At 64.6% G+C, this 12,012-nt stretch carries 9 protein-coding genes; 3 read left to right on the forward strand and 6 right to left on the reverse strand.

Annotation, left to right across the window (positions count from 1 at the left end; genetic code table 11):
- Positions 1-7: 7 nt before the first annotated feature.
- Entirely contained in the window at positions 8-1,165 is a 1,158-nt protein-coding gene (locus Q8X51_RS23245; protein ID WP_407694173.1) for an acyl-CoA dehydrogenase family protein, read from the reverse strand.
- Between the two features lie 29 nt (positions 1,166-1,194).
- Positions 1,195-2,013, reverse strand: coding sequence for an FAS1-like dehydratase domain-containing protein (locus Q8X51_RS23250; protein WP_330214563.1), 819 nt, complete (start codon positions 2,011-2,013; stop codon positions 1,195-1,197).
- A 339-nt stretch (positions 2,014-2,352) separates the two neighbouring features.
- On the opposite strand from Q8X51_RS23250, the gene Q8X51_RS23255 reads away from it, so the two are divergent.
- Positions 2,353-3,252, forward strand: a complete 900-nt coding sequence (locus tag Q8X51_RS23255) for a LysR family transcriptional regulator (protein ID WP_065928017.1) — start codon at positions 2,353-2,355, stop codon at positions 3,250-3,252.
- Here the strand turns inward: Q8X51_RS23255 and Q8X51_RS23260 are convergent.
- The 4 genes from Q8X51_RS23260 to Q8X51_RS23275 are packed head-to-tail and all read right to left on the reverse strand — an operon-like array spanning position 3,239 to position 9,500.
- On the reverse strand, positions 3,239-6,130 hold the full coding sequence (locus Q8X51_RS23260; RefSeq protein WP_407694174.1) for a bpX6 domain-containing protein: 2,892 nt from the start codon (positions 6,128-6,130) through the stop codon (positions 3,239-3,241). The two genes, Q8X51_RS23255 and Q8X51_RS23260, sit on opposite strands and share 14 nt — an antisense overlap.
- A complete protein-coding gene (locus Q8X51_RS23265; protein WP_065928015.1) occupies positions 6,123-7,949 on the reverse strand; it encodes a hypothetical protein in 1,827 nt (608 codons plus the stop codon). Before Q8X51_RS23265 ends, Q8X51_RS23260 begins: the two co-directional genes overlap by 8 nt.
- Positions 7,936-8,382 (reverse strand): bpX5 domain-containing protein, encoded by a 447-nt coding sequence (locus Q8X51_RS23270; RefSeq protein ID WP_027608539.1) that lies wholly within the window; start codon positions 8,380-8,382, stop codon positions 7,936-7,938. The genes Q8X51_RS23265 and Q8X51_RS23270 overlap by 14 nt, the downstream gene beginning before the upstream one ends.
- Entirely contained in the window at positions 8,379-9,500 is a 1,122-nt protein-coding gene (locus tag Q8X51_RS23275; RefSeq protein ID WP_137212545.1) for an AAA family ATPase, read from the reverse strand. Before Q8X51_RS23275 ends, Q8X51_RS23270 begins: the two co-directional genes overlap by 4 nt.
- A 93-nt stretch (positions 9,501-9,593) precedes the next feature.
- On the opposite strand from Q8X51_RS23275, the gene Q8X51_RS23280 reads away from it, so the two are divergent.
- Together Q8X51_RS23280 and Q8X51_RS23285 are read left to right on the forward strand one after the other, a co-directional pair.
- Positions 9,594-10,082, forward strand: a complete 489-nt coding sequence (locus tag Q8X51_RS23280) for a GFA family protein (protein WP_065928012.1) — start codon at positions 9,594-9,596, stop codon at positions 10,080-10,082.
- A 94-nt stretch (positions 10,083-10,176) separates the two neighbouring features.
- Positions 10,177-12,000, forward strand: coding sequence for a serine hydrolase domain-containing protein (locus Q8X51_RS23285; protein ID WP_137212543.1), 1,824 nt, complete (start codon positions 10,177-10,179; stop codon positions 11,998-12,000).
- Positions 12,001-12,012: the final 12 nt, after the last annotated feature.

Genomic DNA, 12,012 nt, shown 5'->3' on the forward strand with positions numbered 1-12,012 from the left:
CAGGCCCTCAGAAGCTGCGTGGCAGCTCGAGCAGGTGCTCGGCCACGTAGGACAGGATCAGGTTGGTGGAGATCGGCGCCACCTGGTACAGGCGCGTCTCGCGGAATTTGCGCTCGACGTCGTACTCGCAGGCAAAGCCAAAGCCGCCGTGGGTCTGCAGGCAGGCATTGGCCGCTTCCCAGGACGCCTTGGCCGCCAGGTACTTGGCCATGTTCGCGCTGGCGCCGGCATTCACGCCGCTGTCGTATTCCGCACAGGCGCGCCAGCGCATCAGGTCGGCCGCCTCGACTTCGATATGGGCTTCGGCAATCGGAAACTGCACGCCCTGGTTCTGCCCGATGGGCCGGCCGAACACCACGCGGTCGCGGGCGTAGGCGCTGGCCTTGTCGATAAACCAGCGGCCATCGCCGATGCATTCGGCGGCGATCAGGGTGCGTTCGGCATTGAGGCCATCGAGGATGTATTTGAAGCCCTTGCCCTCTTCGCCGATCAAGCTATCGAGGGGCAGTTCAAGGTTGTCGAAGAACAACTCATTGGTCTCGTGGTTGACCATGTTCGCGATGGGCTGCACGGTCAGGCCGTTGCCGATGGCCTCACGCAGATCGACCAGGAAGATCGACATGCCTTCGGACTTTTTCTTCACCTGTGCCAACGGGGTGGTGCGCGCCAGGAGGATCATCAGGTCGGAATGCTGCACCCGCGAGATCCAGACCTTCTGGCCGTTGATCACGTATTTGTCGCCACGCTTGATCGCGGTGGTCTTGATCTTGGTGGTGTCGGTGGTGGGCTCGGTGACCGCCATGGATTGCAGGCGCAATTCGCCACTGGCGAGCTTGGGCAGGTAGAAGCGTTTTTGCGCCTCGCTGCCGTGACGCAACAGGGTGAACATGTTGTACATCTGCCCGTGCACGGTGCCGGAGTTACCGCCGCAGCGGTTCACCTCCTCGAGGATCACCGAGGCTTCGGCCAGGCCCAGGCCGGAGCCGCCGTACTCCTCGGGAATCATCGCCGACAGCCAGCCGGCGTCGGTCAGCGCCTTGACGAAGGCTTCGGGGAAGCCCTTTTCTTCGTCGATCCGGCGCCAGTAGGCCGCGTCGAATGCGGCGCACAAGGCGCGCACGCCGTCGCGGATGGCATTGAGTGCTTCGTTGTCATTCGGGTTCATCTCACGGCTCTCCGCCTGTTGTTCTTGGCTTATTCGAAATGCACTTCAGCGGTCTGCGCCAGGCCATCGGTATTCCCGGCCCACAACGCCGCCGCCCCGGTTTCACTGATGCGACCGCCCACTGCGAACGGCTGCGGCGCAATCAACGGGCGCACGCCGCGATAGGCAAAGCGCCGCACGGTGGCTTCGGGATGGGCGCGGCAAAACGCGCGCAGGCTCAAGGTCGCGATCAGCGGGCCATGCACCACCAGCCCGGCGTAGCCTTCGGTGCCGGTGACATAGGGGTAGTCGTAGTGAATGCGGTGACCGTTGAAGGTCACGGCGCTGTAGCGAAACAGCAGGGTCGGCGTGGGGTCGATGGTTTCCTGCCACTCGCCCTGGGCCAGGGCCTCGCCGCTGCCCGGCTTGGGCGGCGTCGGCTCGCGGTAGACGATGTCCTGTTCTTCGCGGATCGCCAGGCGACCTTCCTGGGCATAGTCATGGCGCACGGTGACAAACAACAGCGAGCCGCTGCGGCCGGTCTTTTCTTCGACCTGGGTGATGGTCGACACGCGGGTTGCCGCCTCGCCGGCCCGCAGCGGGTGCAGGAATTCGATACGCCCGCCGGCCCACATGCGATTACGGTTATCCGCCGGCGGCAGGAAGCCGCCACGGGCCGGGTGGCCGTCGCCGCCCAGGGCGCTTTCCGGCAGCGGGTCCTGGAAGAAGCACCACTGCCACAGCGGCGGCAGGACCGCGCCCTGCTCGGGGACGGCTTCGCCAAAGGTGGCGGCAATGCGTTTGAGCAGGTTATGGCTCAGGTGGTCGTGGGCGGTTTCGCTTCGGCCGATCCAGTCAGTAGCGCTCATCAGGTACAGGTCCTCGGGCAGTGAGTGTCTGCCCCGGATCATGCAAGCGCCGGCCCGTTCTGAGAATTTGCATTTCAATAAACCAGCGTTCGGCTATGCTGAACGCTCTTTCCCCGACATAACACCCGCGCGGCCCAGATCCGTAGATACCGTCTTATCCCGCACCGCGCAATCCCCGTAGCAGCTGTCGAGCCCCGGCGAGGCTGCGTCGGGCGCGCTGTCGATTCAGGACCGAGTCGCGGCCTACGCAGCCTCGCTTGCGCTCGACAGCTGCTACGGGGATTTGGGCGGTGTTGGATAGGACGGTATCTACCGGGTTCATTCATACGGGAGTTTTGCATGCACTTCGACCTGGCCGACCTGCGCCTGTTTATCCATATCGCCGAATCCCCCAGCCTGACCCAGGGCGCCAGGCGCGCCTTCCTCTCGCCGGCCGCCGCGAGTGCGCGGATCAAGGCGCTGGAAGGCCAGCTCGACACGCGCCTGCTGTACCGTGACAGCCGTGGCGTAGAGATCACCCCTGCGGGCGAACGGCTGCTGCACCATGCGCGGTTGATCATGCGCCAGGTGGATTACCTCAAGAGTGAGTTCACCCAATACGGCGTGGATTCCGCCGGGCATATCCGCATCTTCGCCAACACCACGGCGGTCACCGAGTTCCTCCCGGAGGTGCTGGCCGGCTTCCTGTCCCAGCGCCCTGGCGTGACCGTCGACCTGCAGGAGCGCTTGTCCCGCGATATCGTGCGCGGCGTGCTGGATGGCACCAGCGACATGGGCATCATCGCCGGCCCCGTGGAGGCGGCGGGTTTGCAGGTGCTGCACTTCAGCACCGACAAACTGGTGCTGATGGTACCCGTCGGCCACGCCTTGGCCGATCAAGCCTCGGTCACGTTGGAGCAAACCCTGGCCTATCAGCATATCGGCCTGCATGAAGGCAGCACCTTGCTCAGCTTCCTGCGTGAACACGTCGAACGGTTGGGCAAGCAGTTGTCGCTGCGTATCCAGGTGTCGAGTTTCGAGGCGATTTGCCGGATGGTCGAAGCGGGCGTGGGCATCGGCATCATCCCCGAGTCCGCCGCCGTACGGCACAGCCGCACCATGCAACTGGTGGCGGTGACGCTGGATGAGCCGTGGGCGATTCGTGAGCGCAGTATTCTGGTCAGGGAGCTTGAGGCACTGCCCGGCACCATACGGGCATTGATTGCCACGCTGATGCCGGAAACGGTCAATGCAGGGTGAGGTTGTGCTGGCTGGCGTGGTCGAGGTTGATGTGGCTCAAGCGGCCTTGATCATCGAATAACAGCCAGTCCGTCCCCAGGCGCCGCGCCTGGACTTGCGCTTGTGGCCAGTGCAGGCTGACGCAGAGCCGGTCGCTGGCGCGATGAATGAAATGCCAACGGGTCGCCTCTTCCTCCACGCCATAGCGAATCAGCAGCCAGTCCTCGAACAGGAATGGCCAGACCGTTTGATCCCACTCCTCCTCCCGCAGGTTGCCGGGCAAACGATAGCCCTTGCGCGCCCCACCCTGCTTCAGGACGAGGACCGGCGGCCCTTCACTGTCGTACTTGATCAAGTATTGCGCCGCCTGACCGGTTGCACTGGGTAGCCCGAAATCCGCTTCTATGACATCGATTCCAGGGTCGCGACTGATCAAGCGACGCTCCGGCAAACGATAATGCCAGAGCGCCAGGATCCCGCCCATTTCCAACAGCCACAGGTATTCGTTGTGCTGATCCGTCTCGAGGGCATGCACCCGTGCCGGTAGATCGCCCACGTGCCATAACGTTTCAAACCCACGATCGACGTCCACCACCCTCAGTTCCCGGTCACGGCCGACGGTCCAGGCAGTGCCGTCAAACACCTTGGCAAATACGTCCAGCGCCAAGACACCAAGGTCCGTGGCCGTGCGGCTTACCAGGTCCAGCTTGCTGATACGCCACAGCCGGTCTCGACGCGTCAGCGCCAAGGCCACTTGGCGGCTGTGGCCGATGACAATCTGCTGCGCCGGCACCGCAAAATGAAACAGCGTCTTGCCCTGCGCATCCACCACCAGCGCGCCGGCCTCGCCCAGCCCCAACAGGTAACGCTCATCGTGCAGGGGCACGGCATCCAGGATCGGCCGATTGCCCGCCGCCGGTGCGGACCACTCCAGCGTGCTGCCCACGCGGTCCAGCGACACAACGGCTGGACGTTTCAGCGCCTGGCCCGGCAAGTCCGCCTGAAGCAATTTATCCCGACTCATTTTGACCAGCGCCTGCAACTGATTGAAGTTCAGACGCCCGTGCCCACTGAACTGGTCGGCAAGAATCGCGTGCACGGTAGCGCCTGCCAGCCAGGCCAGGGCCGAGGATTGGGCTTTATGTTCCAGCAATGCCTCGGCCAGGGCGGCGCGCTCGCTGCCGCGCGCGGGGTCGTCACGCACGTCTTCGACCCATTCGCCGTACGCCTCCAGGGTGTCCGGCAGCAGGATGGCGCGCTTGACCAACGCGCCAATGGCCAGGCGCCCACCGGCCGCTTCGGCATTGAGCAGCCATTGCGCGGCGCGTGGGCGTTCAGCCGGCAGGCTCCAGATCACATCGACCGCTTGCAGCCACAACCCCTTGGCGATCAACGCTTCGGCCCACTCCAGGCGCAGGCGGTCGGCGGTTTCCGGTGATTTGGCCTGGAGCATCAGCACCGCATCGCCGAAGGCATCGTCACGGCGCGCCACCAGCAAGGCGCGCTGCCAGTTCTCGGCCAGGCACAACAGGCGTACGATCACCCCAGGTGGCATATCCCAGGCCAGGGCGAGGTCGGCGGCTTGTTGATAGCGCGCGTGTTTTTCCAGGTAATCGAGGGCCTGCTGACGCTCCTTGAGCAACTCGGCGAGGATAAACACCGCTTCTTCAATGCGCCCGGCGCGGTCCAGGCGCTCATAGCTCTGGCGGTAGACCTGGCGCAGGTGCTCGGTCATCCCCTCTTCGAAGAACATCGAACGGCTTGCCCCGTTTTGCCGGTCCAGGGCCAGGTCCTGGCGGCGTTGGGGGGTTCCAAAGCTCTGCTCGTCACCGGACTGCTCACCATTCAAGGGAATGGCATGGCGCAAGGCTTCTTCGAAATTGCCGTCCTCGAACATCTCGAGCATCCGCCGCACATAAGCAGCCTGACGCTTGCCATACAACGTGGACAAGCGCGAATGCAGGGTCAGGCGGGTCAGCCAGCGGCGCCACGCAGCGGGTTTGTGCCGGCGCGGTTCGCTGCGCGCAGCGATGCCTGGGGCGGCCGGTGCTGTTGGCGTGCCGGAGACTGGCGTGCGCCCACGCCGCAGGGCTCGGTTCAGGCCCCATAAAAAGCCGGTCAAGAACAGCCCACCGACCAACGTCACGCCGACCACCGCAAAAACCTGGTCGCTGCTCAGCGTTGGCATGGGTGTCAAGGGCGCGTGCTGACCCTGGTTGGCCATCCACAGCACAGCAGTCACCAGCGCCAAGGTCGCGCCAAGCTTGAGTGCCGGGAACGAGGCTGGCTCGCGTGAGTCCCACTCGCCGTTGCCAGCCGCGGTCGCTTTGGCCGGCGGGCTCTTCGGCGCATGGCGCTGACGTTCGATCAGCGCCTGCATCACCCCTTCCCGCTCCGGGCTGACGGGCCCCAGTGCCCCGCCGAGAATCTCACGCACATCGGTGACCCGCAGCGGCGGCACCGGTTCCAGTACCGGTGCATGGCAGTCGAAGGTATCCAACAGTGTGCAGGCGCTGATATCCAGCCACTGCCCAGGCGCCAGCAACTGCGCATCGCGCAACTGCAAGGCCTGCACCTGGCTGCCACGCACCAGCCACAGGTCGGCAGCCGGCAAGGCCCGCAGCTCCTGCGGGTCGAGCAGCGCGGAGGACAAACCACGGCCCTGGCGCACCAGCGGCCAACCGACCAGGGTTTCGCACAACACCGATTCAGGCCGCGCGAACTGCAACACATCGCCGTCGGCAAAGCGGTAGGCACGGGCGCCGGGCTGCCAGTATTCGAGGATCAAGCCGGCGCGCTCGTGCAAATCCAAGCGGTCGCTGGAAAACCACAGCCCATCAATGTGTTGATGCCCCGTCAGCAGCGGGCGCCTGATCAGCATTGCGTCCTGTTCAAGCATGCTCACGCTCATGGGTTAACAACGCGACCTGGTTACACAGCACTTGCAGGCGCATGGCACGCTCGGGCACCGAATACACCAACAGTTCACGGGCGCTGGTGATAACGGCAACCAGGCCACTCATCGGGCAGAACGTTGCCCGCGCAATCGCTGCCGAGGTGGTGAACAGCACACGCTGCTGCCCTTCGATATACAAACCGACGGTGTGCTGGTTCGGGCCCAGCAGTACCAGCGCGTGCAGTTCCTGGGGGCCAACCTCATGGTGCAGGCCGATGGCCTTCCAGCCGGGGGCCAGGTCGATCTGGGCTTTTTTCGAGGGGAAGCTGTCGTGGGTGACCACGCGCCAACGTTGGCTGCCAAGATTATCGGCCAGCAGTGCACAGCCGCCAAAGTACTGCCGCCAATAGGCGGTGCCTGCAAACAGCACCTGGCTCACGCCATTGGCCGCACCCACCGCGTAACCACCGGACCTCAGCCCATCGCCCGTAGCCGCATACACGACGACTTGCCCGCCTTCACTGCGGGCGTAGGCCAGGGTCAAGGTGTCGACCTGGGCCAGGCCGATGACATTGTCGGTGATCTCGCAGCCCTCACGCGCCGGAGCGCGGAGCACCGCGCCTTGCCAGCAGGCGAGCCGGCCCTTGCTGTCCAGCAGGTAGAGCCGTTCGCTTTTCTGACTGCGCAACCACACCGAGGGCAGGAACGTCGCGGTGCCTGGAGGAAGGTGCAGTCGTTCGGCGGGTGGTTTGTCGATCGGGGCAATGCCCGGTATGTTCCAGAAGCTCAAGGTGTTGTCACTGCTGAGCACCGCGCCCAGGCTGCGGTAGTGAAAGCTCATACTCAGCGCGCGTTGGTGGCCTGACCACAGGCGCCGACGCACCTCGAGGGATTTTTTCTGGTTCCTCGACGGCAGCTTGATCACCACCATTCCGGTTTCATCCAGCATGCGCAGGGCGACATGGCTGCCGGAGCCTGAGATCACCGGCGGCAAGGTCAGGACCACGCGCGGCACCACACCAGTCTTGGTGGCGGGCGGTGCCTTGACCTCGTGATCGAACTGCCCTTTGAGCAATTGCACCGCGTGCTGCGCCTGCGGCATCGGCAGCAACACCCGTCGCGTCTGGCCTGCCTGCAACTCAAACGACAGGCTACGCCCATCCAGGCTGCGCTTGACCTGGACCCGGTGGCTGCAATGCCTGGCGTCGGCGACCGGCAAGCGTTGCCCGACCATCCAGCATTCACCCACAGGACGATCCTGCGCGGCCATCCAGTCGCGCCAGGCATACCAATGGCTGTCGCTCACCCCTTCATAGGTGCGGGCGTTAAGCAGACGCTTGATCTGTGCCGGCGAATCCAGTTCATGCAACACCGGCGGGCCTTGCAGCAGCCCCCAACGCAGCTCGGCGCCCGCCTCTTCGGCACGCCGCGCCAACAGCATCAGCAATGCGATATGCACCAGGCGTGCGGCCCCCAACTGCAAGGGACCGGCGTCGAACAGCACCACCATCAGGCGGTTGGCCTCACGGGCACGGTACTGGGGCGCGAGGAACATATGCTCGCCCCCGACCGCACGGCGGAGAAACTCATCGGGTACCTCCTCTGCCAGCAACCATTCACTGGAGAGCAGACGCTCATAGGGGCCACGGCGTTGCAGGTCGCCCAGGCCATCAGGCTCCGGCACACCGCCTTGTTGCCTGCCCCGCAGTGGGCCGAGCAGCGGGTTGAGACGGCCCAGCAGATCGGCGAACACTGGCAGGTGCTCGGGCGCAAACCATTCCAGCCACTGCCGCCAGGGTTGCAGGGCATCAGGCAGTTGCATCGGGCATCCCCCAGTGAGCAGCGATTCGCCGCAAATGATCGGGGCTGACGGGCAGCAAGCGATCCAGCGGCACCACGGCCTGCGGTTCACGCCACAGCAATAACGGCGAACGTTTGAAGCGTGCCGCCAGGGCCTGGCCCAGCACATCTACCGCAGCTGTCGGCTCCCAACTGGTGGGCAACCACAGCCCTGGCGCGACATCTCCCGGTGCGGCGTAGGCCACCCCGTCGACCCAGGGCAGGTCAACACCGGCGCCGGTAACCACCAGCACTTCACCGCTGGCCGTGGCTTGCAGTCGCGCAGCCTGTTCGTCCGGCAGCTGTAACAAGCGCGCGTGCAGAAGCCGAGCAGCGTCACCCCAGGCGACAGCGGCCTGCGGCTCGGTCGGTACCTGCCGTGGGCGCCAGGTCCAACGCTGCAACGCTGCACTCATGGCGTGGGCGTCAGCAGTCGCGCCAATTGCCCGCGTACCTGTCGCAACGGCTCAGGCAGGGTCTGGCTGTTGAAGTTGGCGTCAATCTCGCGCAGCAGGCCTTCCAGCGCCGGGCTCGCCGGTGGCTCGGTGCGTGCCAGGTAATCTTCGGCGGTTTCCAACAGGCGATTGAATCGTGACATCGGCTGCAAGGTGGCTTCCTCCACCGCACTGAACAAATGACGGTTACTGGAGGCGGCAAACAGGTCGCGCAGCACTTCACGACCGTGTTGCTGGCTTTCCTGGGTCGGCAGCACGTACAGCAGCGGCCACAGGTCGGCATCGCTGGCTTCCAGGCACCCGCCCAGCAAGGCAGCCGCTGCGATCAGCCGTTGAGACTTGACGATACGCCGGTCCGATAACTGAATGCCGGCTTCACGCAGGCGGCGGATAGCCTGGGCCAGTAACGGACGTACGGGGTTGAGGTCAACGTTTTTCAGCGCATGGCCAAGGGTGTCCAACTGGGTCAAACCGAGCAACTGCTGCACCGGCCGCTGTTCCGACTGCCAGCCACCCGCGAGCATGGCCTCCAACTGGTTATCCGGCACCGACTCGACAAACAGGTGCAACAGGAAACGATCCCCGAACGCCGCCAGCGCTTCGTCGTCCGGCAGGCCGTTGGCAGCACCGACACACACGCGCAGCGGGCATTGGATCTGGGTGTGTCCACGGCGAAAGCGGCGCTCGTTAAGCACGCCCAGCAGGGTGTTGAGGATGGCGGTCGAACCGAGGAAGACCTCATCGAGAAAGACGATATCGGCTTCCGGCAGCATGCCGCTGACGTCGGTTTCGACGGTGCCTTCGCGCAGTTTCTTCAAGTCCACCGCACCAAACAATTCCGAGGGTTCGGTAAAGCGCCCCAGCAGGTATTCGAAATAACGCCCGCCCATGGACTGCGCCACACGCCGCACCACGGCACTCTTGGCGGTGCCAGGTGGCCCGATGACCAGGATGTGCTCCTGAGCCACGGCGGCCAATACAATCAGCTCGGCCAGTTGCTCACGCCCGACCAGGCCTTCGGTGGCCGCACGCACGGCATGGCGAATTTGCGCGGCAGCGCTGTGCAACTCAGCAATCATGGGTGTCTTCCCTGAAACCAAAGCAAGGAATCTTGCCTGAGGCTAAGGTATTAGCAAAGCGTTGTTACATAAACCCAAGAGGAGTCAGCCCCGATGCAGCTTGAGGGATCCTGCCACTGCGGCGCCGTGACGTTCAGCCTCACCAGCGCCCACCCGTACCCTTACCAGCGTTGCTATTGCTCGATCTGCCGCAAGACCCAGGGCGGCGGCGGTTATGCGATCAACCTGGCCGGGGATGCCAATAGCTTGCAAGTGCGCGGGCGCAAACAGATTTCGATCTACCACGCCCGGCTCAAACCCGAGGGCGCCAGCCGTGCCCATGCGAGTAGCGCCGAGCGGCATTTCTGTTCGCAGTGCGGCAGTGCGCTATGGCTGTTCAGCCCGGAGTGGCCGGAGCTGATCCACCCGTTTGCCTCGGCCATCGACACGCCGTTGCCAGTACCGCCGGCGCATACGCACCTGATGCTGGGCTCGAAGGCGCCGTGGGTCGAAGTCAGCGTGCGCAAAGGCGACCTGCAGTTTGATGAATACCCCGAAGAGTCCATCGCGCAGTGGCATGAACGCCATGGGCTCAGCCGTTAACAGTCTTTGACAGTTTCCCGACAAAGCTCGCAAAGATTGTTGGACGGCCCTTCCCTAGCATTCGAGCATCCAAACAGCCATTCGGGTGCTCCTCATGTTTCGCAGATTGCGCGGTATTCCGCTGCTGGGTTGCCTGCTGGGCAGCCTCGGTTGCCATGGGCAACCGCCGGCACCACCGCCCATTCAGAAGGGTGACTACGGCGCGATCATCCGCTACCTGCAAGCCCGCATTCCCCGGGCGATCGCCCAAGAGCATATCGCCGGCCTGTCGATTGCCCTGGTCAATGGCCAGGAGCTGATCTGGGCCCAGGGCTTCGGCCTGGCCGACAAGGCCCGGGGCGTGCCGGTCACGCCCAACACCGCGTTCCGTGCCGGTGGCATTTCCAAGCTTCTCACCGCCACGGCCGCGCTGCAATGTGTGGAACAACAGCGGCTGGCGCTGGATGCGCCGATCCAGCAGACCTTGCGCGAGTTTTACGTGCGCTCGCGCTTTCATGACGACCAGGCCGCTGCCGACCGCGCTGTGACCCTGCGGCGTTTACTCAGCCACCAGTCCGGCCTGCCCAGTGAACACCTGCGTGACCTGCACAGCACCTACGCCATGGGGCAGATGCCGATGCGCGTGTCGGGGGTTTGGCTGAGCAGCCCGCCAGGCTCGCAGGTGGCGTATTCCAACCTCGGTTATGCCCTGGTGGGCGCGGCCATCGAGCGCAGCAGCGGCAAAAGCTTTGAAGCCCAGTTGCAAAACAGCCTGCTCAAGCCGCTGGAAATGAACCAGTCGAGTTTTGTCGGCACCGCCAGCCAGCAGGCGTTCCGCGCCCTGGGCTACACGGACGGCGTTGCCAGTACCGATGCCCCGGTGCGCGACATCGCCGCCAGCGGCCTGTGGGCCAGCCCGAAAGACCTCGCGCATTACGTGCACATGCTCTTCGCCCAAGGCGTCTACAAAGGCAACCGCGTGCTGGGCAGCGCTTCGATCGACGCGATGTTCACCCAGCAGAACACCGGCAATGCGCTGGACTTCGATTGCCAGATGGGCCTGGGCTGGTTCCTCGCCCCATGCGGTGACGAACCCGTCGGCCCCGGTATACGCACCTACCAGCACAGCGGTGGCGGCGATGATTTTGCCGCGCAGTTGAGCCTGCTGCCCGACCAACAACTGGCCGTGATCATCATGGCCAATGACAGCAACGCCGAAGACCTGGTGGCCGGCCTGGCCACCGACACCCTGCGCCTGCTGCTCCAGGCGCAAACCGGCCACGCCGTCTGCGCCGACGACTGCCAGGCGCCCAGCCACGGCCTGAAACTGCGCCACGTGCCGGCCGCCATCGACCGCAGGCGCCTGGCCGGCTTCTACGCCACCGCCTGGGGCGTGTTCCGGATCAAGGATGACGATCAGCGGCTGTCGGGCGAGTTGGCCGGCTACACCTTCGAATTATTGCGCGACGACGATGGCTGGTTGCGCGCGCAGAAGAAAGTGCTCGGCTTCTGGCTCAAGGACCTCGGCGAACTGGGCCGCGTGCAACTGGACGTGATCAGCGTGCAAGGCCGCCAGATGCTCACCGCCCGCAGCCACGGCCAGCGCGTGGCTATCGGTGAGCGCATCGAACCGCCGCCCTTGCCCTCGGCCTGGGCCGACACCATCGGCACCTATCAAGTGCTCAACACCCATGAGCCGGACGCCCCCCTGAGCGGCATCAGCGTGCGCCTGGAAGACGGCTTCCTGGTGATCCGCGGCCAACTGCACGACGAACCGCTGACCGACTACATCCTGCTGCCCATCGACAACGCCCATGCCGTCCTCGCCGGCAACGGCTATGGCCTGGGCGATACGGTGAGCCGCCAGATCAACGGTCTCAGCGCTTCGGGCTACGCCTTCAAACGCACCCGCTCCCCTTATAAACCCTTGGCTTTCTAACCCCCCCATATG

This window comes from Pseudomonas sp. Yb2C2 (assembly GCF_052112325.1).
Taxonomy (GTDB): Bacteria; Pseudomonadota; Gammaproteobacteria; order Pseudomonadales; family Pseudomonadaceae; genus Aquipseudomonas; species Aquipseudomonas marginalis.